Raw genomic sequence first — 23,401 nt, 5'->3', positions numbered from 1 at the left:
TGCTCACCCATACAAACATGGAGAAAATACTGAAGCGTCTAAATCCAGACGTCATTGATTGCGGTTCTTTCTCCTTCCTGATCGCCGGTATTCAGCACGCCACGCGGCTCGATCAGTAACATCTTCACCTCTCGCTCGGCGTAAGGCTTGTGTTCGACGCCCTTGGGGACAACGTACATTTCTCCCTGCCTGACCACGACCGCTCCCTCTCGAAGATCAATGCGAAGCTCGCCTTCGAGGACGATGAAGGTTTCATCGGTGTCGGCGTGGGAATGCCAGACAAAGTCGCCTTCGATTTTCACCACCTTGAACTGGTAGTCGTTCATTTCGGCAATGACCTTGGGCGCCCATTGCTCGCTGAACAAAGCCAGTTTTTCGGCAAAGTTAATCGCGGTGCAGGTTGTCACGCCGGGTTGGGAATGCATTTGAGTCGCCCTCACTAGCCAAGTTATCGAGGTCTGACTTTAGGAGAGGCTCGCCGTCGCGTATTGCATGATTGTGCAAGTCGAACGCCCTTAAACCAGGCCCAGCCTTTTCATCCACCGGCCGGGTGAGACGCCGTAGGTCTGGACGAATTGACGCGTCATGTGGCTTTGATCGAAAAAGCCTGCGCAGACGGCCGCCTCCGCCATCGAGTGGCCCCCGAACATCAGTGCTCTTGCCAGATCGAGACGTCGTTGCGTCATGTATCGATAGGGGCTCGTACCGTACAGCGCACGAAAATCACGGCTCAGGCTCCAGCGATCTCGACCACTCGCCTGTGCTAACTCCTCCAGGGTAATGACTCGATCCAGCGACTCATGAATCAGCGCACGCGCGCGTTCGGCCGCGGCGAAATCAAACGACTTGCGCCGCCCGCGCTGCCCCGAATTCGCATCCAGCGCCTGCGCGAGATCGTAAATGGCATCGTCTTCTTCCAGGGGCTCGATGCAAGCGTCGAGGTTCTGCAGCAGCACCTGGGTCGCGGCATAAAGCCGTGGATCGCTGGATATACCACCCTCGATAAAGGGCAAGGGCTTGCCGCCTAATACTTGCTGAATCAAGGCGGGTTCGATGTAAATCATCCGATAATGAAAACCCGCCTCAGTGCCGGCTTCACCGTCATGCACCTCGTCCGGATGCAAAACGATAGTTTTCCCGGGCAGGCTATGACGCTGGGTGTTGCGGTACTGGAAGCTTTGTACACCCGACAGCGTTCGTCCGATGGCGTACGTGTCGTGGCGATGCGGGGTAAACCCATGGCCGCCAAAAAAGGCTTCGATGCGCTCCATCTTCAACGGCTGAGCCGAGCGCTTTACCCAGTCTTTGTCACCCCTGGTTTTCGTCATGTCCCTGTACCCCCTGAATGATGTCAGTACGGTACCAGTCAGCGTGGCTGATGTCCCCGGCGGACTGACCCGTGCAAGCCTGAATAGGCCCCCACGGCGGCGCCGTTAAATTTGTCTCTTCCCCTCGTGAACCAGTCTTCAGAGCCGCAGTCTTAGCCGTGCCGTAAAAGAAGCTCACCCAACGAAGCGCTCCTACGGTCATTGCTCGTTCCTACCCCCCTATCGTCGTCATCTCATCAGAGCTGTCCGTTCATGCGCCCAATCGTCCGCTGCTGTCGCTTTGTTTCTCTGTGCCTGATGCCTTTGCTCCCGCTACTCGCCAGCCCCGCCCATGCCAGTGGGGAACGGCAACTGGTGGAAGTCATCAACGACTACCGCGCCGATCCCGATCGTTGTGCGGGGCGTACGGTCAAGCCGTTGCGGCCGCTGTCGCTGAAATCGAACCTGGCGTTACCGGTCGGCTATGGCGGCGGTTTGCGGGGCGCCTTGAAAGCTAAGGGCTATCAAGCAGTGACGGTGCGCACCATTCGCGTGGTCGGCGCGCAAGATGCCGATGAGGCGTTTGACATGCTTGAGAGCGACTATTGCGGGGCGCTGCTCGATACCCAGTTCGCCGATATCGGCGTCACTCGCTCCCGTAGCGAATGGCAGGTGGTGCTGGCGCAACCGGTGCTCGACGGACGTGTCGGTGATTCGCGAGAAGCGGGCAAGGCGTTGCTGGCACAGGTCAATGCGGCACGGGCCAGGCCGCGCCTGTGCGGGCGCCAACGCTTTGCCGCCGCACGACCGTTGACCTGGAATGCCGCTCTGGGGGCCGCCGCGCAAGGCCACAGCAAGGCAATGGCCTACGGCAATTACTTCGCCCATCGCGATCCCGACGGTGATATGCCATTGGATCGGGCCAAAGCCGCCGGCTATCGAGGCCGGCAGATTGGCGAAAACATCGCCGCTGGGCAAAGCTCACCGAACAAAGCGATGGCCGGCTGGCTGGCCAGTCCCGGGCATTGCGCCAATCTGATGAACCCGATGTTTACCCAAGTAGGCGCAGCCTATGCCGCCGATTCGCGCAGCGATGAGGGTGTTTATTGGACGATGCTGTTTGGCGCGCCTTGAGTGAAGCGCGTTCCATAACCCCTGAAATGCCAGTCAGCTAATCGCAGATCACCCTGTGTGCGGGCTTGCTCGCGATGAGGTCAGCAGACTCAACACCAATGTCGCCTGACATACCGCCATCGCGGGCAAGCCCGCTCCCATAAGGATCTGAGCCGAACACCAAATGGGTGGACCACTGAGATCAAACGGTGGGAGCGAGCCTGCTCGCGATGAGTCCATATCAGCCGCCATCCCAGGCAAGCCTGCTCCCACAAAGGGACTGGCGACGTACGCCAATTTTGCAAACAACACCGACCACTGTGGGAGCGGGCTTGCCCGCGATGGCGTCGGCACAGTCGATAATGATGCAAGTTGACCCACCACTTTCGCGAGCAGGATCGCTCCCACAGGTTGTGCACCTTTACTGACGGGTGTTCTTCAGACTTGGGTGATGATTCAAATACTCGACGGCGCTGCCACGCTTTGCCGCCCTTTGAAGGCCAGCGAAAAACAGAAAAATATCGCCAACGCGAACCCTGCCGGGAACAGCCAGATGCTTTTCCAGTCATGGCTCTCAGCCGACGCATAGTGATCGGTGACCGCCCCGGCCACCCAAAAGCCAATCAGCATGCCCAAGCCATACGTCGCGAGCGTGATCAACCCTTGCGCGGAGCTTCTGAAACGCTCCGACGCTTTGGCATCGGTGTAGATCTGCCCCGAAACAAAGAAGAAGTCGTAACAGATGCCGTGCAAGGCGATGCCGGTGAACAACATGAAGGCGAGGTCCCCGTTGTTGCCGTAGGCGAACAGCAGATAGCGCAACGCCCACGCCAGCATCCCCACCAGCAGCGCGATCTTGATGCCGAAACGCTGAATGAACAGCGGCAGCAGCAACATGAACAGCACTTCCGAGACTTGCCCGATCGCCATCTTGGCGGTTGGATTGGTCACGCCGATTTCCGCCAGGAACGGGTTGGCATTCTGATAATAAAACGCCAACGGAATGCAGATCAAAATGGAGGCGATGAAGAACACCAGGTAACTGCGATCCTTCAACAAACCCAAGGCGTCCAGCCCCAGCATTTGCTTTAAGCCGACACTGCCCGGCTCAGGTTTGAGCGGCGCGGTGCGCGGCAGGCTGAAGCTGTAGAGCCCGAGCACGAGGGAGGCGATGGCCGACATCAGAAACGTGTTGCGCAAACCACCGGAGGAGATCGCTTGTTGCGAATCCCAGGCAAATACAAAACTGATCACCACGCCCGCCACGATCCAGCCGATGGTGCCCCACACTCTGATCCGCGAGAACTCCAGGGCCGGGTCGCGCATCTGCCGGAACGCCACCGAATTCACCAATGCCAGCGTCGGCATGTAAATCATCATGTAGGCCAGCACGAACGGGTAAAACGCACTGAAGTCAGGCGCTCGATAGAGTTGCAATAGCAACACCGCGCCGATCAGATGCAACACCGCGAGGATGCGCTCGGCATTGAAGTAGCGGTCGGCAATCAAACCGATCACAAAGGGCGCGATGATCGCGCCCCAGGACTGCGTCGAGAACGCCATGCCAATCTGCCCGCCGCTGGCCCCCAGATTACTGGAGAGGAAGGTGCCGAGGGTCACGAACCATCCGCCCCAGATAAAGAACTGCAAGAACATCATTACGCTTAATCGCGCAGTCATCGTGGTCATATCAGTCACCGTCTTATTGTTTTTTTGCGGAGAGAGGAACGAACAAGGTTGTATTCAGGCGTCGGGCAAACCCAGCAGTCGACGATTGAAACCTTCGTCGGACGTCACGCTGGCGAAATCATCAAATGCCTTTCGGGTTTTGCTGATCATGTGCTGCCGGATGAAGGCCGCGCCTTCTGCGGCACCCTGCTCCGAATCCTTCAGGCAACACTCCCATTCCAGAACCGCCCAGCCGGTAAAGTCGTACTGCGTCAATTTGCTGAAGATCGATTTGAAATCGATCTGCCCATCGCCCAAAGAGCGGAAGCGGCCAGGCCGCTCGACCCAACCTTGATAACCGCCGTAGACACCCGAGCGAGCATCGGGCCGGAACTCGGCGTCCTTGACGTGGAACATGCGGATGCGCTCGTGGTAGCGATCGATGAAGCCCAGATAGTCCATTTGCTGAAGCAGCAAATGACTCGGGTCGTAGAGGATCGCGGCGCGCGGATGGTGATCGACGGCCTCAAGGAAACGCTCGAACGAGGCGCCGTCGTGCAAGTCTTCGCCGGGATGGATCTCGTAGCAGAGGTCGACGCCGGCTTGCTCGAAACAATCGAGGATCGGCAACCAGCGCCTGGCCAGTTCGGCAAAACCCTGCTCGACCAGACCGCTCGGGCGTTGCGGCCACGGGTAGACATAGGGCCACAGCAGCGCACCGGAAAACGTCGCGTGCGCCTTCAGCCCCAAGCGTTGGCTGGCGCGCGCGGCGAGCTTCAACTGATCGATGGCCCACTCGGTGCGTGCCTGAGGCTGGCCGCGTAAATGCGCGGGGGCGAAGTCATCGAACAACGTATCGAACGCCGGATGCACCGCCACCAGTTGGCCCTGCAAATGCGTCGACAGCTCGCTGATTTCGACACCTGCCTGGGCGCAGACGGCTTTCAACTCATCACAGTAATCCTGACTGTCGGCGGCGCGCGCCAGGTCGATGTACTGCGTGCCCAAGGTCGGCAATTGAATGGCTTTGTAACCCTGCGCCGCAGCCCAATGAGCAATGTTGGCGAGCGTGTCGAAGGGCGCTTCGGCGGACATGAACTGCGCGAGGAAAATTCCCGGGCCGCGCAGGCCTGCCGGTGTTGGGGAGGTGTGGTTCACGGGAGGGTTCTCCGGATTCATGGGTTGCAGACCAGTTCTGTCCACTTCGCGTCGCCGCGATGATTGGCGACCACCGCTTCGATGAACGCCATGCCACGCAACCCGACGTCGATGCCCGGCACGCCGGGGGCATCGTTGCCTTCCACGTTGCAGCGGATCGCGGTGGCGAAATCACCATAGAGATTGGCCATGGCCTCGAGATAACCTTCGGGATGCCCGGCAGGCAAACGCATGCGCTGGCTGGCGGCCTCGCACAACCAGGGCTGGCCGACACCGGAACGAAGGATGCTCAACGGTTGATCGAGGGAACGATGGATCAGGCTCGCAGGCTCTTCCTGACGCCACTCCAGCCCGCCCTTATCGCCATAGACGCGAATCTTCAACGGGTTCTCTTCGCCGGCGCAGACCTGGCTGGCGATCAACACCCCGCTGGCCCCGGCGGCCATCTTGAACAGCATCGCCGCGTCATCGTCCAGTTGCCGCCCGGCAATGTGCGAACCCAAGGTTGCACACACCTGCTCGATGGGTTGGTCTGCGACGAATTCGGCCAGTGAAAAGGCATGGGTGCCGATGTCGCCTATGCAGCCGCCCAGCCCGGACTGCTCGGGCTGATCGCGCCAACTCGCCTGCTTGTTGCCCTGCCCGGCCACATCCCGACTCAGCCAGCCCTGCGGGTACTCGACGATGACCTTGCGCACAGCGCCGATCACGCCGGTACGTACCATCTTGCGCGCCTGCCAGACCATTGGATAACCCAGATACGTGTGGGCCAGTCCATAGAGGCGATCGCTGCTTTTCACCACTGCCTTGAGCGCCAGCAGCTCGGACAGGTTCAGTGCCGCGGGCTTTTCGCTGAACACATGAAAACCCGCGCTCAATGCCTGGCTGGCGATCGGCGCGTGCAAGTGATTGGGCGTGACGATGACCAACAGCTCCATGCGCTGATCGGCAGGCAGTGCGCGCTCGCTATCGAGCATCCGCTGCCAGTCGCTGTAGCAGCGTGAGGCGGACAATCCCAGCGCGGCACCGGTGTCCTGATTGTTGCGGGCGTCTCGGCTGAATGCACCGCACACCAGTTCAAAACGACCATCGAGGCCGGCGGCCTGGCGGTGGGCTTTGCCGATGAAAGCACCCTCGCCGCCCCCGACAAACCCCATTCTTATTTTTGCCGTTGCAACATTCATCGCGAATTTTCTCTTGTTCGGGGCGGGCTAACGCTCAGGTTTGACTATGATGTAACCGGTTACATACTGCCGGAAATTTAAGCTCAGTTACTTCAGGTGTCAAACCCGGGATTAACAATGCAGGTCATTTCAGCGCACGGCCGGACTGCGGTAAGCTCGCCGGCCATGCTTACATCTGCCGGTTCGATAACGAGGTTGTCTTGTCCAATATCCGTGAAGTAGCCCGGCTGGCCGGCGTTTCGGTGGCCACTGTGTCCAGAACGCTGAAGTCGCCCGAGCGCGTACTCCCCGAAACCCGGGACAAGGTCAACGCAGCCGTGGAACAGGCCGGCTACCGGCCGAACCTCATGGCTGTGCAGTTTCGTTCGCGCAGAACCGGCAATCTGGTGATTCTGGTCCCGGCCATCGCCAACACGTTTTTCGCACGGGTCATTAGCGGCGCTCAACAGGCGGCACAGGCCGCCGGTTACCGACTGCTGCTGTGCGACACCCAGGGTCGCGAGGAAATCGAACGGGAATTTGCCGCGCTGGTGTACGCCCACCAGGCCGACGGCGTGATTCAGTTGCGCGCCTACGACCCGTTTGAATCGCCCTCCCCACACGGCGAATCACTGCCCTTGGTCAACGCCTGTGAGGTGATTCAAGGCGGGCGGCATCCGACGATCAGCCTCGACAACCGGGCAGCGGCCAAGGCCATGACGGAGCATCTGATCGATCTGGGCCATCGCCGGATCGGTCTGATAAAAGGCCCGAAAAGCAGCCCGCTCACACGCGACCGCGTGGCCGGTTATCAAGATGCATTGCACCAGGCCGGTATCGAGTCAGATCCACAATTGATCTGCCACGGGGACTTCACGTTGCAGGCCGGTTTTGATGGCGCGGGAATGCTGCTGGAACTGCCCGACCGTCCGACCGCGTTCTTTTGCGAAAACGATGAAATGGCAATCGGTGCATTGAAGCGCATCAAACAGCAGGGTTTGCAGGTACCCGAAGATATTTCGTTGGTCGGTTTCGATGACATTCCGTTCGCGGCCTACTGTGATCCAGCGTTGACAACCATTGCGCAACCCGCCGAAATCTTTGGCCAAAAAGCCGTTGAAATGCTGATCGCCCTCATTGAAAAAAAGCCCATTCCGGACCGCCATGTGGTGCTGCCGTTCACATTAACCGTGCGTAACAGTACGACCGCCCGAAAGGGATGAGGGAGAAATCATGGACATCAAAACCGACCTGCAACGCATCGCGCTCCAGGAAGAAACCCTGAAGTTTGAGCGCTTCGACAAAGCCACGGCCTGGGACTTGGGCATCCGTTTGAAAACCGCCTGCGAGGAGCAAGGCGTGTCCGCCACGATTGAGGTCAGGCTGGCGCGGGATACGGTGTTTTTCTACTCGATGCCAGGAACCTCCGCCAGCAATGCCGACTGGGCACGACGCAAGCGAAATGTCGTGGAACTGATGGAACTCAGCTCATACCGCGTAGGCCTGTCCTTTAAGCTTCAGGGCGATTCACTCGAAAGTTTGATGGGGTTGCCGCTGCGTGATTACGCCGATCATGGCGGCAGCTTCCCGGTGTCGGTCAAGGGCGTGGGGTGCATCGGCGCCGTCACCGTTTCAGGGCTGCCCCAGCGTGAGGATCATGCCCTGGTGGTTCAAGTGTTGGCACAGATGTGTGGGGCCGACCCGAGCGAACTCGCGCTTGAGGGCGAATAACCTGCAGTCGCTGGATCTCTTACGATCTCCCGAATCTTATCCATCAATGCCCGCGCAGCAGACTGTGGGAGCGAGCCTGCTCTAGTGCCAGTCAGTTTAGAGATAGAACAAGCGATGAGTAACCTGTGGCGAGGGAGCTTGCTCCCGCTGGGTCGCGAAGCGGCCCCGCTTATCCCCAAAAAGAGGGGGGCTGCTTCGCAGTCCAACGGGAGCAAGCTCCCTCGCCACAAGTTCAGTATCACGCTTGACTGACTGGACGGATCGGTTACTTCGGTTGCGCCACCGTGCGCAAATAAGGTTTCACCGTTTTGAAGCCATCCGGATATTTCTTCCTGGCGTCCTCATCCGAGACGGAAGTGGGAATGATCACGTCCTCGCCCGGACGCCAGTTCACCGGGGTAGCAACGGTGTGCTTGGCGTTCAATTGCAGAGAGTCGAGCAGACGCAGCACTTCATCGAAGTTGCGCCCCGCACTCATCGGGTAGATCAGCATCGCCTTGACCTTTTTGTCCGGGCCGATGATGAACACTGAACGCACCGTAGCGTTGTCCACGGCAGTCCGTGCGCCGCCACTGGCATTCGGATGAATCATGTCGTAGAGCTTCGCCACCACCAGGTTATCGTCCCCGATCATGGGATAGTTGACCGCATGCCCCTGGGTCTCTTCGATGTCTTTGGCCCAGGTCTGGTGGTTACTGACAGGGTCGACGCTGAGCCCGACGATCTTGGTGTTGCGCTTATCGAACTCTGGCTTGAGCCCTGCCATGTAGCCGAGCTCAGTGGTGCACACCGGGGTGAAGTCCTTGGGATGGGAAAACAGGATCGCCCACTTGTCGCCGATCCACTCGTGGAAATGCAGCGGGCCTTCGGTGCTTTCGACGGTAAAGTCCGGTGCTTCGTCGCCAATACGGATTGCCATGTTCGTTCTCCTTACTGTTGATTCGTAGGGAAGCCGCTGGCTGCTGTTCCAACGGCCTTCAGGATCTGCGTTGAACCTGTCAACGCGGATCAGTATAGGAGACGCTTGAATACAAGGTAGCTATCGCCGCGCCCGCTCTGCAGCCCTTTATCGACGGGGCCTTCAAGCCTTCGAGTCACCTTCGATCGACACGGCAAGCGCGGATGCCCTGGCCACCCAGTAGTAGAGAATGCCCGGCACCACCAGCCCGACGATCCAGGAAATATCGACACCGCCAAGCTGCGCGACCATCGGTCCGGAATAGAAGTGAGTGTCGACAAAAGGCAGCTGAACCAGCACACCAAAGACATACACGCTGATCCCCAACACATTCCAGCGGCCATAACGCCCCGTCGGGTCGGACAACGCGGGAATGTCATAACGCTCTTTGTTGATGAAGTAATAATCCACCAGGTTGATCGCGCTCCACGGCGTGAAGAAGGTCAACAAAAACAGAATGAAGTATTTGAACGTCGTGAGAAACGAGTGCTGCCCCAACAGTGCAAGCGCGGTGGACGCCCCGACAATCGCCAGCACAAACAGCATGCGTTTACCGGCGGATATCTCGAAACCACGACGAAAGCCACTGATGATGGTGGCCACACACATGAAGCTGCCATAAGCGTTGAGGGTCGACACCGTGACCTTGCCGAACACCACGCTCAAATACAGCAAGGAAGCGATCACGCCGGTGCTGCCCAGCCCGACGATGGTGGCGACTTCATGCCCGCGAAAACCCGTGCCCGCCAACGCAGCGGCGAACACTCCCAGCACCATGGACGCTTGAGCGCCCAGCACCGTTCCCAGGCCTACGGCGGTGAACGTCTTCCAGGATGAAGTCTTGCTCGGCAGGTAGCGTGAGTAGTCGGCCACATAAGGGCCAAACGCGATCTGCCAGGACGCGGAAAGGGATACCGCCAGCAGGAAAGTGCTCCAGCCAAAATGACGATTTTGCAGCAGCAGACCGATGTCGTTGAGCGTCATCAACCGGGTAAACAGATAGACGAAGGCAATGATGCCCAGCACGCTGGCCACCCGTCCGACCAAGTGAATGACCCGATAACCGAAGATCGTCAGAAACGCGATGCAGGAAGCGAAAATCAGGATGCCGGCGCTGTCGCTGACATTCATCAGCTGGGCAATGGCCTGCCCCGACAGTACCGCGCCGGTGGCACTGAAGCCGAGGTACATCAGGCACACCAGCACAATCGGGATCGCCGCCCCATAGACGCCGAACTGCACGCGACTGGAGATCATCTGCGGCAACCCGAGCTTCGGTCCTTGTGCCGCATGCAGGGCAACCACCGCACCGCCGAGCAACTGGCCGATCAGCAAACCCATCAGTGACCAGAACACATCGCCACCCAGCACCACGGCCAAAGCGCCGGTGACGATCGCGGTGATCTGCAGGTTGGCGCCGAGCCACAGGGTGAACTGGCTGTAGAGGCTGCCATGACGCTCGGCCTCGGGAATGTAATCGATCGAACGTGTCTCGATCAGGGGACTTCGCTGCTGACTATCGCTGACCTTGGTCATTGCGGTGTTCTCTTCTGAGGGGGCAGACGGGTAAAGGTGTTTTTGTGGCGAGCGAGCTTGCTCGCGCTGGGCTGCGAAGCGGCCCCAAAATTCTGACAACAATGCGATTTTGCGACTGCTGCGCAGTCGAGCGGGAGCAAGCTCCCTCGCCACAATGGATCGCTCGACCCTGGATTTTTGTTAGCTGACTGGCAGGGTTTTTGACGCTTAGAAGGCCTTGCTGGCACTGGCTACCACGGTGGCAGTGCATAGATCGCCATAGCCGTACCAGCTCGCGCATTCGCTTTTCGACAGGTCGGTATCGATGTAGCTGAGTCCCCAGGTCACGCCGACGAAATCGCGGGTCAGTTTGGCTTCCCACTCGGTGTAGGCATCACGGCTTTCACCGTTGGCGGACCAGAAAGCCGGGTCTTTGACATCATTGCGACCCACGCGCAGGTTCAGGCCGATCTCGGCCGGCAATTCGATTTTGTAGCTGAGGTAGGTGTAAAGCGTGTCCTGATCCTCGCCAAAGAAGTTCGGCGTATCGTTTGAGTAATTGACGCCGAGCTTCACGCCATAAACGTCAAGGATGGCGTAGACCTCACTCATGTTGAATTGGCCTTCCTTTGGATAGTCGTACTTGAGGTACCCCAGATCGAGACTGATTGCCTCGGTCGCCTGCCAGTAGTAGCCCGCGTAGTAATCAAGTTCCTGCCGGGTCTTGTAGGGGCCGCCGAAATCGACATTCGAGGTCCAGGCGCCAATGTACAAGCCGCTGCTGTGGACCAGAGTGGCGCCGGCCTGAACCGCCGGATCCCCCAGGGCTTGCGAAATGCCACGCGTGCGGTAGTCGCTGACAACGCCCAGGGTCATGTCCAGGCTGAAGTTGTCGTTAAGTGTCAGCGCCTGGCTGGTCAGGGGAGCCAATACAAGGCTGGCAAGGGTCAATGCTGAGCGTACGTTCATACAAGTCTCTTATTTTTATGGATCAGCGGGTGATTTCGGGCACGGCTTTGCCCTGCCCCTCGCAATACGAGGAGCAGGAGCATTTTTTGGCTGCTGCCGGCGGGTAGTCGTCAGGACGCGGGGGCGTAAACCTGCTTGCCAGCGAAGAAAGTCTTCAGGACCTTGGTGTCGAACAGCGCGTCGTCGCTGACCTTGAACACATCGCGGTCGAGGATGATCAGATCGGCCTGTTTGCCGGGCACCAGCGAGCCAATCTGTTTCTCCAGCCGCAGGACTTTGGCGGCATTGAGGGTGTAGGCGTAGAACATGGTCTGGCGATCAATGCTTTCTTTGGCATTCAACACCCCCAACGGCCCTTTGCGAGTGCTGGCCTGAGCGATGGCATTCCACGGGTTGGGGCTGGACACTGGCCAGTCACTGCCACCGGCGATGACCGCACCGGCGTCATGCAGGGACCTGGCGGGATACTGATAACCGTAAGCGAACGCGCTGATATACGGTTTGACCAACTCCACCGTGTAAGACTCGCCGGTAGCCCACAGCAGTTGCATGGAAGCGATCACGCCAAGTTGCTTGAAGCGCGGGAATTCCTTTGGATTGACCAGTTGCAGGTGGGTAATGCTGTGGGCCATCGGAGTCGGATTGAGCTTGCGCGCGTATTCAAAGCCATTGAGTGACTCACGTACGGCACGGTCGCCGACCGCATGTATGTGCACAATCCAGTCACGCTTTTCCGCCGCGACCACCAGTTCACCAAAGTGTGCCGGGTCGATCAGCAACTGACCGTTTTTGTGACTGTTGGTGAACGGAACAATCACCGCTGCCGTCTGCCCCGGAAACTCCAGAACGCCGTCAGCGAAGACCTTTATACCCGGGAAGCTCAAGTTGGGCACGCCCTCGAATTTCTTCATCACCTTGGCCAGCACCTCCAAGTCCGCCGGCCGGCTTTTTGGGTTGGCCAGCAGCAGAGCCGCGACGTGGGCGTTGAGCTCGCCCTTCTCTGCCAGTTCGCGGTAAAGCGGTAGAACACCGTAACTCTGCTCGGTGGCCCGGAAATCGAACAGCGAATCACCACTTCCAGCATTCGCTGCCGCGTCCATCCAGGCGGTAACGCCATATTGATTATTGACCTTCACCGCCTCGCGGGCAGCCTTGAGCATGACCTCGTTGCCGGGCGCAGGGATCTGACTGCGTACCTTGTCCCAGCGCGATTCGGCGAACAGCCCATTGGGAGTGAAGTCCGCTGCGTGCCCGACGAAGCTGCGGTCCTGTTCCGACAGACCTTTTACCAATGCTGCGTCGATTTTCAGACGTTTGAGCATCGCGTTGTTGGCCCAGCCGGTATGCCCGTCAATCCCGCTGAGGACCACCGGTTGGTCCGCCCAGCGTCCCTGATTGAAGCGCTGACCGAGCTCGCGGCTTTTCTCCCAATAGGCCGAACTCACCCCGGCAATGCTGATCACGTCACCGGCCCGTGCACGCCCCGCGTCATCCTGCTCGATCACCCATTGCTCGAGTTCCGGCAACGGCTTTACTTCATCCAGCAGGTTGGCCCCCTGGCTGTTGAAGGCCGCAACCACCGGGTGACTATGGGTATCAATCATTCCAGGCATCAGCACTTTGCCCGCCAGATCGATTCGTTGCGTCTGGGCATCGGCCAAGGCGTTGATCTCGGCATTGCTGCCCACTTTTAGAATTTTGCCGTCTTGCACCGCCACGGCCTGAACCAGTGCTTGACCGGGTTCGGCGGTAAAAACCTTGCCGTTGAACAGCACAAGATCAGCGGCGGCCATGGCCTGCACCGAGGAAAGGGCCAGGGCTGCGGCCAACAGGTTGGGAATGAATCGTTGCATCGGAACACTCTCTTGTTTTTATTGGGCGGTTCGGGATGTGGACGCTTGTGACAACACCTTCGGATCAAGTCCAACGAACGGCGCCTTGGCCCACACGACCTTGCCGCCGACCACCGTCAACAGCACGTCGTTTCGGCCCAGCTCATCCTCCGGCACCTGCATGAAGTTCTTGTCCAGCACGATCAAGTCAGCGAACTTTCCAACCTCGACCGAACCGACGACAGCGTCCAGTTTCAGTTGCTCGGCGGCGTTCATGGTGATGGTGCGCAGCACATCAGTGCGCGACAACGCCGGGTCGGCATTCAACCTGCCCGCATACTTGGGGCCGTAGCTGTGCGGGTTCAGCGGATCGCCTGAGCGGGTGACCCCGATCTTCAGCGCCAGGAACTCATCGAGCGGGTCGACAGGCCAGTCGCTGCCATAAGCAACCCGACCGCCAGCGCGGCTGATGCTGCCCGATGGTTCCATGCGGGCAAAACGTGCAGGCCCCAGATGATCGCTGGTGCCGTCGACCGTGGACGGCGCCTGCTGGGCCCACTGGAACGACATGTTGGCGGTCACATCGAGCGTCTTGAAACGTGAGTAGTCGGCGGGGTCCACCGATTCGGCGTGAGTAATGGCTGGACGAAAACCGTTGCCAGGCAGTTGCTGGCGCACGTATTCGATACCGTTCAACGAGTCACGCACCGCTCGGTCCCCGGTGGCGTGAAGGTGCGGATCGAGGCCGGCCTGCACCGCGTGCAACAGCAGCGGATTGAGCACTTGCGACGGGAAATACAGCTCACCGATATTCTTGCCAGGTGCCCACTTGGGCGCGGCATCCGTGCCGGCATTGCGCAGGTACGGCGTCAACATTGCCCCGGTATCCGCTGGCGCGTTGATGATGCCGTCCATGAACAATTTGACGTGACGCATACTCACGCCCGGCGCCACTTTGGCTTCGCCCTGGTCATAGGTGTTGGCCAAGGCCTTGGCCTCGGCAATGGTTTTCGCCGGGTCTGCAGCGGCGGCGGCAGGGTCGAGTTTGATCGCCAGCAAGGCCCGTGCGGTCAGCTCGCCCGACTGTTGCAGGGTGGTAAACGCTTTACCATTTTCAGGCCCCGACAAGGCATCGAAAAAACTGGTGATGCCTTGCTGGCGCATGGCATCGAGCGCCGCGCGGGTCTGCTTGAGTTTTTCTGCATCGCTGGCCGGCGGCACCACGGCGGCCATGGCATCAGCGGCACCGTCTTCGCAGATACCGGTCGGGTTGCCGGCGCTGTCGCGCACGTACTTGCCATCTCCCGGATTGGCCGTGTGCTTATTGATGCCAGCCACGGCCAGGCCGCGAGAGTTTGTCAGCACGGTATGGAAGTCGGTGGAACGGACCTGAATCGGGCGATGGGTCTTGAGTGCATCCAGCGTCGACTTGTCGGGATCGCCATCGAGCCCGGTCATGCCCATGCGATCCCAGCTGCCCACTTCAAGCCAGACATCGGGGCCCTTGCCCTTGTCGGCATCCAGACAAGCCTGAATGGTTTCCTGGAAAACCTTGCGGGTCATCGTCTGGTATTTCAGGTCGCACAACGTCATGGCGCGACCGCCGTCCCCCGGATGCATGTGCGCATCGACGAAGCCGGGCATCAACATGCGCCCCGCCAGATCGATCAGCTGGGTCTGCGTGCCGATGTACGAAGCAACGCCTTCATCGCTGCCGACATAAACGATCTTCCCGCCCGTGACGGCGATCGCCTGCTGCACGGAGTTCTTGCCATCGACGGTGTAGACATAGCCGTTGCGCATCACCATGTCAGCCGGTGTCGAACCCTGTGTCTGACACCCCACCAGCGCCATGCAGGAAAATGCCGTTGTCGACGCAACGGCGATAAACAGCCTGGAAAATTTCAACTGCCTCACCTCTGTTTTTATAGTTTTGGAAGTGGCCCGAACAGACGGCCGCAAGCCTCTGATATGCAGGCATACCCTATAGGGCGCGGGCGTCGGATGGACCTCTACAAATGAGGAGGGGTGAGGTAATTAAATGACAGGCGTCCGATCTGGTGTAGCGGCGGAACCTGTGGGAGTGGGCTTGCTCGCGAAGACGGCGGCACAGTCAACATTGATCGAAGAGGCTTGTTTAAAAGACCTTAAAGTTACTTCCTGAAAGCTACAAAACCTTGCGCCATTGCCTACAGCTGCACCAGAATCCGCCGGCTTGTGCGGCTATGGGGCGGGCTATATCGTTTCCCTGTCACTGAAAAACAGTGATCGGGTTTGGTAGCCCGCCTTGTAACAGCCGTATGGCAACACCTTATGCCGTCTCTTTTTTGGGACTCTGCTTTTATGGTGGTCATGCGTGGGGCTCCTTTGTGAGCGCCGGGTTTCCTGTTGCAGCCGGTCTACCAACCCGCGTATGGCCGCCACTCTTCGTTTGGTAGCGAGGGTGATGGCTCCTTAAAATCTGCAACAAGGAGTTTTCATCTATGTTCAAAGTCACACCCAACCCGCCGGTCACAGACCCGGCCTCCCCCTACGAATCTCTCGATTCAAAAAAGCTCAACGAGGCCGCCGAACGCGCCCTCAACTTCCACTTCCCGTCGAATGCCGACATCAAAGCTACCGCGCGTACACCCAGCACTATGCTTTCCGTGAACCCAGAAGCCACAACCGAAACCCTGGCGGTTTTTTTGGTCGAGACGCTGGCCTCGGTCGATGTGATGGTCCATCAGTTGGTGGATCATCTGGAGGGTGAATCGCGCTACGCCCTGCTGGGCATTTCAAACAGCATCATGGTGGCGGAGATCACAGCGAACCGGGTGCTGGATAAAATCGATACCCCTTAGAAACGTGAGCTCCATTCCTCTGTAGGAGCGAGCGGTGCGGCGATCCTACAGGGGGTGCGTTGTAGCTGGATTAGGTCTTCTTTGCCATTTGGCACTATAGTTCATGCCAGATGACAAAGCGGCGGAGGCTGCCATGAGCGCCAAGAAAAAAAATGTTGTAGTCGACGAGGCTGTCAAAGATGCCAGCCAAAAAAGAAAGGTTAAACCACGCGAATCCAATGTTGCCGTAACCGTCTTGAGTAATGGCGAGCGTGCGGTGAAGGTGAAAATGCCGGGGTCGAGTCGCGTGCCCCCAATGGTTGCGGTCTTGCTTTCTGGAAAAAATAGCGATGATCGTATGGAGATTTACAGGGCCGTTAAAAACGGTTTTCCGCTGCAGTCGGTGCTCGACATGATCGAAAACAGCGAGGTGTATAAGCAACGCGGCGTGCTGTCGAAAATCGTTGGTGCATCTGATCGCACGCTTGCGCGGCGGTTGAAAACGCCCAATGAAGCGTTGACCGCGGAGCAAAGCACGCGAGCGCTCAACTATGCAGAGGTCTTGGAAAAGGCAACGGATGTGCTGGGTTCGCGTGAGCTTGCCGAGCAGTGGATGGTCAAACCTGCTCGGGGTCTGGATGGTGAGGTGCCCATCGACCTGATTTCAAATTCGGTCGGGTATGAGTTGGTGACTGACTTTCTGACGCGCATTGAGTACGGGGTCTATTGATGGCTAAAGACCCTTTGAGCAGTGAGATTCACTTCTGGCGCCTTGATCCTGCTGAGCATGCCCCCACCTGGAATTCGGGCGTAGGGGCTGAAAAAGTCGGTGGGCGCTGGAACCCTAAAGGTATGGCCACGGTTTATGCAGCCCTGGATGCCTCTACGGCCATCCTTGAAGTCGCGGTGCATAAAAATTTCGACGCGCTGGATTGCAAGCCCCATCGTCTTACGCAGGCCCGAGTGCTGAACCCGTCCAGGATTTATGTGGTGCAGCCCGACAGCATTGCAAACTCTAATTGGCTGGTACCGGGCACCCCAAGTCGCAGCCAGCAACAGTTCGGTGCGGACCTGTTAAGTGTGTACCCCTTTGTGTTGGTCCCTTCTAGTGTCTCGCCGCATAGCTGGAATTTGTTGATGAACCCGCAATTGGCTAATGGGTTGTACGAGTTGGTGTTGCAAGAGCCTTTTGCCCTTGATGGGCGGCTTAATAAGCCTTCGTCTTAAAGGTGCCTTCGCGGGCAAGCCTCCATGCCAGTCAGTTAAGCCGCGGAACCTGTGGGAGCGGCGGTGCGACGATTCGACTTGCTCGCGAAGACGGCGGCACGGTCAACATTGATGTTGCCTGACCCACCGCTTTCGCGAGCAAGCCCGCTCCCACAGGGATTGCGCTCAACTGACTGGCATCGCTGAACGCAGCACAGAACCCAGTTCCACCTTGCTCTTCACGCCCAGTTGCAGGTAGCAGTTGCGCAGATAGGTGCGTACTGTCGCAGGACTCAATTCAAGTATTTTGGCAATCTCCTTGTAGGAATGGCCAGCGGCAAACAGCATCGCTGCCGTCCGCTCGCGTGGTGCAAGCATCGCCCCGCGCGACTGGGTTTCGAGCGACAGGATGACGTGCTCGGCGTTAGGGCTCAGTGTCAGGGCGCAGCGGCCCAGGCGCATGACGCAGGGTGCCTTTTGCAGTTGCGCGATCACCTGCGCGGGAAGCATTGAACCGTTCCAGCCGGGTAACTCACGTTCGATGGCAGCACACAGCGTTGCCCCCACGTACAGCAAACTGCCGTCCATGCGCGCGACGCCAAAGTCCGACGCCCCGTTGCCCGTGTCGGAGCGGATCATGTCCTGCACCTGGAATCGCCACAGCTGCAACAGATGGTCGCAGAAGGCCGAAAACAGATCGGCCTCGTTGTCGTTGAAAGCCGAGGCATCAATACCTCGGTAGAGACAGACGAAGAACATCAAGCCGCTTTCGGGTAACTCGAAGGTGATGCACATCAGGTAGTAGAGGTCGTGGCGCCGAGCGAATGCATTCACTTCTTCATTGGGGTCAGTGAAGCCACTGTCGCGCACGACCTCACCGGGTCGACTCATGGTGTCATGGGAGAATTTGTCGTTGCGCGCACACGTGTGCCACTCGGCGGCAAAGGACTCGGGCAGATTGATTCGCCCGTGCATCCAGTTTCTTGGCGAAACATCGACGCCTGACGCGGACATCTCGCCCCACCAGGCCGAAGCGAAGGGCACCAGTTGGCTAAATTCCAGCAAGCCGTCGGTGATAAACCGGGACGCACCGCGATCTCGGGCAAGACGCCCCAGGCGCAATACGCAAAGATTGAATGCCTGCAATGTTGCCATCGACGCTTTGGCGCCAACCTCATCACCCTCCTCCATCGTTCTGATCCCGTTCGCTACATGGCGTATTATTTTTTTGACCATGCCATAGGCGCAGCGATTGCGTCCAGCACCAGGCGAGCAAACTCGCTCGCCACGGGGCTGGCGTTGTTTTCAGAGACTGATTTCACTGGCCGGCATAACATCGATCCGTGCCACGGAGCCGGTCAGGTGCGCCAGATCCTTGTTGTGTTCGGCGATGATGTCTTCGGCGCTCATCGTGCCGTTGTCGATAGTGGAATGGGCGTCGGCCACCAGCACGACGTCGTAACCCAGCGACAGAGCCTGGCGGACGGTGGCGTTGACGCAGTAGTCGGTTTGCAGGCCGCAGATGATCAGGCGGTCGAAGTCATCTTTCGGCACCAGTTTCTGCAGGTAGGTCTGGTAGAACGAATCCGGGGTGGTTTTGCGCACGCGCAGGTCTTGGGGTGAAGTCTTCAGACCGTCGGCCAGTTGCCAGCCTTTGGCACCGTATTTCAGCAAATCGCCCTCTTCTTCGTGCTGGATGAGGATGACCGGGATATTGGCAGCTCGGGCTCTGGTGCTGAGATCGTTGATGGTGTCGATGACGCGCTTGATGTCGAAGCATTCATACTCGCCGGTGCACAGCGCGTGCTGGACATCAATGATCAGGAGTGCGGTGCTCATGGCTTCCTTCCTTAGAGAGGTCGGTAGAACGATGGATTACAACTCCCTTTCTGGCCTGTAGCAGCTGTCGAGGCTGCGTTCGAGGATCGGGGATCAGGGCCACCCGGGGAGTTCAGGTGGCCGCTGATCGCCTGTTTCAGTAACCGAGTGACAACCCGGTATTACGCCGTGGATCGTTCGCTCCATAGAAGCGGTTCTTGCCCACTGGCTTGCCTTCCAGCGAAGGCAGGCGCACCTACCAGAATAGCTGCGATATGGTTGGGGTCCTGCGGACCGGCAAACTTGTGCCCCCAACTTTCGAGCATCTTCTTGGTGTCCGGGCTGGTGGCGAAGTTCTCCAGGTTGGTTTCTTCCGGCAGCCATTGCTGGTGGAAACGCGGCGCATCTACTGCTTCCTGGATGTTCATGCCGTAGTCGATCACGTTGAGGATGGTCAGCAGGGTGGCGGTGATGATGCGGCTGCCACCGGGAGTGCCGACAACCATGACGACTTTGCCGTCCTTGGTGACGATGGTCGGGCTCATGGACGACAGCGGTGCCTTGCCGGGGGCGATGGCGTTGGCTTCGCCCTGCACCAGACCGTACATGTTCGGCACGCCGATTTTCGAGGTGAAGTCATCCATTTCATCGTTGAGGATGACCCCGGTTTTGCTCGCCATGACGCCGGCGCCGAACCAGTCGTTGAGGGTGTAGGTCACCGACACCGCGTTGCCCCATTTGTCGACGATCGAGTAATGGGTGGTGTTGCTGCCTTCGTGGGGCGCGACGCCGGGTTTGATCTCGCGGGATACGCCGGCCTTCTGCGGATCGATGACTTCGCGGATTTTGGTCGCGTAGTTTTTATCCAGCAGATGGGCGATCGGATTTTTCACGAAGTCCGGGTCGCCGAGGTAGCTGTTGCGGTCCACATACGCGTGACGCATCGCTTCGATCTGGTAGTGCATCGCCTGGGCCGAGCGGAAGCCCAGGTCTTTCATCGGGTAGCCGTCGAGGATGTTCATGATTTCGCAGATCACCACGCCACCGGAACTTGGCGGTGGCGCCGAGACCACGTGATAGCCACGGTAATCGCACTCGATCGGCGCCAGTTCGCGGGTCTGGTATTTGTCGAGGTCGGCCTGGGTGATGATGCCCTTGTTGGCCTGACTGGAGGTGACGATGGCGTCGGCCACCCAGCCTTTATAGAAACCGTCGGCGCCCTTTTCGGAAATTTCCCGCAGGGTTTTGCTCAAGTCTTTTTGTACGAGTTTCTGGCCGACCTGCATCGGCTCGCCATTGCTCAGGAAGATCGAGCCCGAGTCGCGCATGTCTTTTTTGAAGACATCGGTGGCGTACTCCAGCAAGTCGACATCGCCCTGCTCCAGCACAAAACCGTCTTCGGCAAGCTTTATCGCGGGAGCGATCACTTCCTTGCGGGGTTTGGTACCGTATTTCTTCAGGGCCAGTTCCATGCCCGAGACGGTGCCCGGCACGCCAACGGCAAGATGGCCGCGGGTACTCAGGTCCGGGACGACGTTGCCTGCTTTGTCGAGGTACATGTCGGGGGTCGCGGCCAGCGGGGCTTTTTCACGGAAGTCGAGGAAGGTCTTGCGCCCGTCCGCCAATTGAATCGTCATGAAACCACCACCGCCCAGGTTGCCCGCCGCGGGGTACACCACCGCCAGCGCATAACCTACCGCAACGGCGGCATCGACGGCGTTGCCGCCATTCTTGAGCACGTCGACGCCGACGTGGCTGGCCAGATGCTGCGCGGTGACGACCATGCCGTTTTCGGCCGCGACCGGGGCGACAGAGGCGGCGTGGGCGGTCAGGCAACTCAGCGCCAATGTGGTTGCCACGAGCGATTTGGTAAAAGGTTCGAACTTCATGAGTCGGTCTCTTTTTGTTTTTAGGCTCTGTCAAAAACAGAGGGAACGGTTCAAGAGCAGTAGGCAAGTATGGCTGGGATTGCGTATTGCGCCTCCCCGACGAGGCAGTATGCTGGGCCCCCTGTTCAGCACCTTTACGGAGTCCGCCGGCATGTCCTACACCTTCACCACCCTGGCGTCTCCGGTCGGCGAATTGAAACTGGTGGCGAAAGGCGCACGACTGGCGGCCATCCTCTGGGAAAACGACAAACCGGGCCGGGTAAGGCTGGGGCCGATGACTGAAGCGGCGGACAACCCGATCCTGGTGCGCACCGCACAGCAACTGCGGGAATACTTCGCCGGCACACGTAACCGTTTCGAGCTGGAACTGGATTTTGCCGGGACGGAATTTCAGCAGAAGGTGTGGCAGGCGCTGCTGACCATTCCGTTTGGCGAAACGCGCAGCTACAGCGAGATTGCCCGGCAGATCGGCAATCCCAGCGCAGTTCGTGCGGTAGGGGCGGCTAATGGCAAGAATCCGATTTCGATTGTCGCGCCGTGTCATCGAGTGATCGGTGCGTCGGGGAAACTGACGGGGTTTGCCGGTGGGCTTGAGGCTAAGGAACGGCTGCTGACGCTGGAAGGTTGCGAATGGTCCGGGGCCGCCAGGATGGATGATTTGTTTTGAGCGAATAAGCCCTTGTGGCGAGGGAGCTTGCTCCCGCTCCAGTGCGTAGCGCTGGCAAAATCTTCGACAAGGGGCGTTTCACGCCCAGCGTCGGAACGCCGCCCGGAACAAGCTCGCTCGCCACAGAATGCACAGCTTCAAAAAGACAAGGAACATCTCGCAGGGATTTACCTAAATCGTCGCCCGCAACTCCCGTGGCGACAAGCCATAGTGCGAGCGAAAGCGCACTGCAAAACGTGAGGCCGAGGCGTAACCGCTGGCACCGGCAATTTCACCGATGGGGCGAGAAGTGGTTTGCAACCATTGCAGCGCTGTAGCCAGTCGAACACTTTCCAGAATATTCCTGAAACTGCCCCCTTCATTGGCCAGTTGGCGACGCAGAGTCGACTCGCCAAGGTTCAGGTGTTGTGCAACGTGCGCAACAGTCCAGTCTCTTTCCGGGCTACCCATTACCAACTGCTGCACCCGTTCGCACAGTGGATCGTTGCGATCCATCAGCAGCGGTCCGGCCTGACCGCCAAGGCACAGGCTCAGCAGAACCGCTTCCCCATAGTGGGTGCGTAATGCATCCGGAGCTTCCGCATTGATGGAGGCCAACAACTGATCCCATGCCTGTGTTGTATGCCTGTCCAGAGGGACACATAGATCGGTCTTCGGGGCACGGCGATGGCTCACGATCTGCTGGCCATATCGGCTGCTGAAATTACGCAGAGTCGAACCGGGAAAGGTCACCACATCGGCGATGTAGTGACCGTGAAGGCCGGGGAAGTTTGAGATGCCAAGCTCGCGCCCGGCCGGCATCAGAATCAGATGTTGCGGCCCGGCACGCATCTGCCGGTCATCCCATTGCAGGAGTTTTTCCCCCTGTCGCACTCGACACAAGGCCGTAGCGAATATTGGCACCCGTTGCAATGTATGGGGCTGTCGCGCCCGTATCACACAAGCATCGATAATATTTTCCCGGTGCTGTATGCCGAAACAAGGGCGCATCGTTCTTAACGTCCGTAAGTTGAAGTAATGGTCGCTTTGGCCAAGGCGTTGGCATTGAGCATATAGCCCACCAAGGCTCCGCTGGCCTGGTTGTCGAGGGGTAGCTTATCGACTTTCAATGCCCATACGGTGAATTGATAGCGATGCGGCTTATCCCCTACAGGAGGGCAAGCCCCGCCAAAACCCGGTTGGCCATAATCGGTTCGCCCTTGTACGGCACCGGCGGGCAGGTTCGAGCCGACCCCTCTTGGCAAACTGCTGGTTGAAGCGGGTAAGTTGACCACCGTCCAATGCCACCAGCCACTGCCGGTGGGCGCATCAGGATCGTAGACGGTGACCGCGTAACTTTTGGTGCCCGCCGGGGCGTTGCGCCAGGAAAGTTCGGGAGAAGTATTACCCCCTTCGCAACCGAAACCCTGGAACACCTCGCGACTGGTTAGCGGGCGGTTTTCAGCAATATCCTGGCTCGTCAGCGAGAAGTCGGCAGCGTGTCCCGTGAGGACGACCCCCATGGACAATGCGGATAGGATGATTCTGATGTTCATCGTGACCTCATCTGAGTGTTGGCGTGAGGCACGAGTTTAGAGAGAGCAAA

At 58.8% G+C, this 23,401-nt stretch carries 21 protein-coding genes and 1 pseudogene; 7 read left to right on the top strand and 15 right to left on the bottom strand.

Going from position 1 to position 23,401, the window contains the following annotated elements; translation table 11 throughout:
• Positions 1–38 precede the first annotated feature (38 nt).
• The gene (locus AB3226_RS24670; protein WP_367374978.1) at positions 39–425 is read right to left on the bottom strand and encodes a cupin domain-containing protein; all 387 of its coding nucleotides are present in this window, start codon (positions 423–425) and stop codon (positions 39–41) included.
• Between the two features lie 90 nt (positions 426–515).
• Positions 516–1,328, bottom strand: coding sequence for an AraC family transcriptional regulator (locus AB3226_RS24665; RefSeq protein WP_367374977.1), 813 nt, complete (start codon positions 1,326–1,328; stop codon positions 516–518).
• A gap of 252 nt (positions 1,329–1,580) precedes the next feature.
• Between AB3226_RS24665 and AB3226_RS24660 the strand changes: the two genes are divergently transcribed.
• Positions 1,581–2,441 (top strand): CAP domain-containing protein, encoded by an 861-nt coding sequence (locus AB3226_RS24660; RefSeq protein WP_367374976.1) that lies wholly within the window; start codon positions 1,581–1,583, stop codon positions 2,439–2,441.
• A 435-nt stretch (positions 2,442–2,876) separates the two neighbouring features.
• Here the strand turns inward: AB3226_RS24660 and AB3226_RS24655 are convergent, their stop codons facing one another.
• The 3 genes from AB3226_RS24655 to AB3226_RS24645 are packed head-to-tail and all read right to left on the bottom strand — an operon-like array spanning position 2,877 to position 6,403.
• Positions 2,877–4,109 carry a nucleoside permease gene (locus AB3226_RS24655; RefSeq protein ID WP_367374975.1) on the bottom strand — a complete coding sequence of 411 codons (1,233 nt, stop codon included), beginning with the start codon at positions 4,107–4,109 and terminating at the stop codon, positions 2,877–2,879.
• A gap of 54 nt (positions 4,110–4,163) precedes the next feature.
• Positions 4,164–5,267: a sugar phosphate isomerase/epimerase family protein gene (locus tag AB3226_RS24650; protein ID WP_367374974.1), complete on the bottom strand. Its 1,104-nt coding sequence runs from the start codon at positions 5,265–5,267 to the stop codon at positions 4,164–4,166.
• Positions 5,264–6,403 (bottom strand): Gfo/Idh/MocA family protein, encoded by a 1,140-nt coding sequence (locus AB3226_RS24645; protein ID WP_367375842.1) that lies wholly within the window; start codon positions 6,401–6,403, stop codon positions 5,264–5,266. The genes AB3226_RS24650 and AB3226_RS24645 overlap by 4 nt, the downstream gene beginning before the upstream one ends.
• Positions 6,404–6,630: 227 nt before the next feature.
• On the opposite strand from AB3226_RS24645, the gene AB3226_RS24640 reads away from it, so the two are divergent.
• Both AB3226_RS24640 and AB3226_RS24635 read left to right on the top strand, forming a co-directional pair.
• Complete coding sequence (locus AB3226_RS24640; RefSeq protein ID WP_367374973.1) at positions 6,631–7,632, top strand: LacI family DNA-binding transcriptional regulator; 1,002 nt, start codon at positions 6,631–6,633, stop codon at positions 7,630–7,632.
• 10 nt (positions 7,633–7,642) lie between these two features.
• Complete coding sequence (locus AB3226_RS24635) at positions 7,643–8,140, top strand: heme-degrading domain-containing protein (protein WP_367374972.1); 498 nt, start codon at positions 7,643–7,645, stop codon at positions 8,138–8,140.
• 265 nt (positions 8,141–8,405) lie between these two features.
• On the opposite strand, the gene AB3226_RS24630 is transcribed toward AB3226_RS24635, so the two are convergent.
• From AB3226_RS24630 to AB3226_RS24610, 5 genes are all read right to left on the bottom strand, one after another.
• Positions 8,406–9,059, bottom strand: coding sequence for a peroxiredoxin (locus AB3226_RS24630; RefSeq protein WP_367374971.1), 654 nt, complete (start codon positions 9,057–9,059; stop codon positions 8,406–8,408).
• A gap of 162 nt (positions 9,060–9,221) precedes the next feature.
• A complete protein-coding gene (locus AB3226_RS24625) occupies positions 9,222–10,634 on the bottom strand; it encodes a cytosine permease (RefSeq protein ID WP_367374970.1) in 1,413 nt (470 codons plus the stop codon).
• 207 nt (positions 10,635–10,841) lie between these two features.
• Complete coding sequence (locus tag AB3226_RS24620) at positions 10,842–11,582, bottom strand: TorF family putative porin (RefSeq protein ID WP_367374969.1); 741 nt, start codon at positions 11,580–11,582, stop codon at positions 10,842–10,844.
• A 110-nt stretch (positions 11,583–11,692) separates the two neighbouring features.
• Positions 11,693–13,435, bottom strand: coding sequence for an amidohydrolase (locus tag AB3226_RS24615; protein ID WP_367374968.1), 1,743 nt, complete (start codon positions 13,433–13,435; stop codon positions 11,693–11,695).
• Between the two features lie 18 nt (positions 13,436–13,453).
• Complete coding sequence (locus tag AB3226_RS24610; RefSeq protein ID WP_367374967.1) at positions 13,454–15,322, bottom strand: amidohydrolase; 1,869 nt, start codon at positions 15,320–15,322, stop codon at positions 13,454–13,456.
• 575 nt (positions 15,323–15,897) lie between these two features.
• On the opposite strand from AB3226_RS24610, the gene AB3226_RS24605 reads away from it, so the two are divergent.
• The 3 genes from AB3226_RS24605 (at position 15,898) to AB3226_RS24595 (ending at position 17,463) form a co-directional block, all read left to right on the top strand.
• On the top strand, positions 15,898–16,257 hold the full coding sequence (locus AB3226_RS24605) for a DUF6124 family protein (RefSeq protein WP_367374966.1): 360 nt from the start codon (positions 15,898–15,900) through the stop codon (positions 16,255–16,257).
• Between the two features lie 133 nt (positions 16,258–16,390).
• Complete coding sequence (locus tag AB3226_RS24600) at positions 16,391–16,966, top strand: antitoxin Xre/MbcA/ParS toxin-binding domain-containing protein (RefSeq protein ID WP_367374965.1); 576 nt, start codon at positions 16,391–16,393, stop codon at positions 16,964–16,966.
• Complete coding sequence (locus AB3226_RS24595; RefSeq protein ID WP_217857131.1) at positions 16,966–17,463, top strand: RES family NAD+ phosphorylase; 498 nt, start codon at positions 16,966–16,968, stop codon at positions 17,461–17,463. Before AB3226_RS24600 ends, AB3226_RS24595 begins: the two co-directional genes overlap by 1 nt.
• A 165-nt stretch (positions 17,464–17,628) precedes the next feature.
• On the opposite strand, the gene AB3226_RS24590 is transcribed toward AB3226_RS24595, so the two are convergent.
• The 3 genes and pseudogenes from AB3226_RS24590 to ggt form a co-directional block, all read right to left on the bottom strand.
• Positions 17,629–18,633, bottom strand: coding sequence for a helix-turn-helix transcriptional regulator (locus AB3226_RS24590; RefSeq protein ID WP_367374964.1), 1,005 nt, complete (start codon positions 18,631–18,633; stop codon positions 17,629–17,631).
• A gap of 114 nt (positions 18,634–18,747) precedes the next feature.
• Positions 18,748–19,281 (bottom strand): cysteine hydrolase family protein, encoded by a 534-nt coding sequence (locus tag AB3226_RS24585; RefSeq protein WP_367374963.1) that lies wholly within the window; start codon positions 19,279–19,281, stop codon positions 18,748–18,750.
• Between the two features lie 136 nt (positions 19,282–19,417).
• Positions 19,418–21,149, bottom strand: a pseudogene (ggt, locus tag AB3226_RS24580) (gamma-glutamyltransferase).
• Between the two features lie 151 nt (positions 21,150–21,300).
• Between ggt and AB3226_RS24575 the strand changes: the two are divergent.
• Positions 21,301–21,816, top strand: coding sequence for a methylated-DNA--[protein]-cysteine S-methyltransferase (locus AB3226_RS24575; RefSeq protein ID WP_367375841.1), 516 nt, complete (start codon positions 21,301–21,303; stop codon positions 21,814–21,816).
• Between the two features lie 171 nt (positions 21,817–21,987).
• On the opposite strand, the gene AB3226_RS24570 is transcribed toward AB3226_RS24575, so the two are convergent.
• On the bottom strand, positions 21,988–22,806 hold the full coding sequence (locus AB3226_RS24570; RefSeq protein WP_367374962.1) for a helix-turn-helix transcriptional regulator: 819 nt from the start codon (positions 22,804–22,806) through the stop codon (positions 21,988–21,990).
• 5 nt (positions 22,807–22,811) lie between these two features.
• Positions 22,812–23,351, bottom strand: a complete 540-nt coding sequence (locus AB3226_RS24565; RefSeq protein ID WP_367374961.1) for a kinase inhibitor — start codon at positions 23,349–23,351, stop codon at positions 22,812–22,814.
• Between the last annotated feature and the right edge of the window lie 50 nt (positions 23,352–23,401).

This window comes from Pseudomonas lini (assembly GCF_964063345.1).
Classification (GTDB): Bacteria; Pseudomonadota; Gammaproteobacteria; order Pseudomonadales; family Pseudomonadaceae; genus Aquipseudomonas; species Aquipseudomonas lini_B.
Note: the sequence above shows the minus strand (reverse complement) of the source record. Positions and strands in the feature narration are given on the sequence as shown.

Coding starts and splice junctions, on each gene's coding strand:
- AB3226_RS24615 (WP_367374968.1), bottom strand. CDS start 13,435: ATGCAACGATTCATTCCCAACCTGTTGGCCGCAGCCCTGGCCCTTTCC.
- AB3226_RS24600 (WP_367374965.1), top strand. CDS start 16,391: ATGAGCGCCAAGAAAAAAAATGTTGTAGTCGACGAGGCTGTCAAAGAT.
- AB3226_RS24625 (WP_367374970.1), bottom strand. CDS start 10,634: ATGACCAAGGTCAGCGATAGTCAGCAGCGAAGTCCCCTGATCGAGACA.
- AB3226_RS24575 (WP_367375841.1), top strand. CDS start 21,301: ATGTCCTACACCTTCACCACCCTGGCGTCTCCGGTCGGCGAATTGAAA.
- AB3226_RS24630 (WP_367374971.1), bottom strand. CDS start 9,059: ATGGCAATCCGTATTGGCGACGAAGCACCGGACTTTACCGTCGAAAGC.
- AB3226_RS24665 (WP_367374977.1), bottom strand. CDS start 1,328: ATGACGAAAACCAGGGGTGACAAAGACTGGGTAAAGCGCTCGGCTCAG.
- AB3226_RS24620 (WP_367374969.1), bottom strand. CDS start 11,582: ATGAACGTACGCTCAGCATTGACCCTTGCCAGCCTTGTATTGGCTCCC.
- AB3226_RS24655 (WP_367374975.1), bottom strand. CDS start 4,109: ATGACCACGATGACTGCGCGATTAAGCGTAATGATGTTCTTGCAGTTC.
- AB3226_RS24650 (WP_367374974.1), bottom strand. CDS start 5,267: ATGAATCCGGAGAACCCTCCCGTGAACCACACCTCCCCAACACCGGCA.
- AB3226_RS24565 (WP_367374961.1), bottom strand. CDS start 23,351: ATGAACATCAGAATCATCCTATCCGCATTGTCCATGGGGGTCGTCCTC.
- AB3226_RS24605 (WP_367374966.1), top strand. CDS start 15,898: ATGTTCAAAGTCACACCCAACCCGCCGGTCACAGACCCGGCCTCCCCC.
- AB3226_RS24590 (WP_367374964.1), bottom strand. CDS start 18,633: ATGGAGGAGGGTGATGAGGTTGGCGCCAAAGCGTCGATGGCAACATTG.
- AB3226_RS24570 (WP_367374962.1), bottom strand. CDS start 22,806: ATGCGCCCTTGTTTCGGCATACAGCACCGGGAAAATATTATCGATGCT.
- AB3226_RS24660 (WP_367374976.1), top strand. CDS start 1,581: ATGCGCCCAATCGTCCGCTGCTGTCGCTTTGTTTCTCTGTGCCTGATG.
- AB3226_RS24635 (WP_367374972.1), top strand. CDS start 7,643: ATGGACATCAAAACCGACCTGCAACGCATCGCGCTCCAGGAAGAAACC.
- AB3226_RS24585 (WP_367374963.1), bottom strand. CDS start 19,281: ATGAGCACCGCACTCCTGATCATTGATGTCCAGCACGCGCTGTGCACC.
- AB3226_RS24645 (WP_367375842.1), bottom strand. CDS start 6,403: ATGGGGTTTGTCGGGGGCGGCGAGGGTGCTTTCATCGGCAAAGCCCAC.
- AB3226_RS24595 (WP_217857131.1), top strand. CDS start 16,966: ATGGCTAAAGACCCTTTGAGCAGTGAGATTCACTTCTGGCGCCTTGAT.
- AB3226_RS24670 (WP_367374978.1), bottom strand. CDS start 425: ATGCATTCCCAACCCGGCGTGACAACCTGCACCGCGATTAACTTTGCC.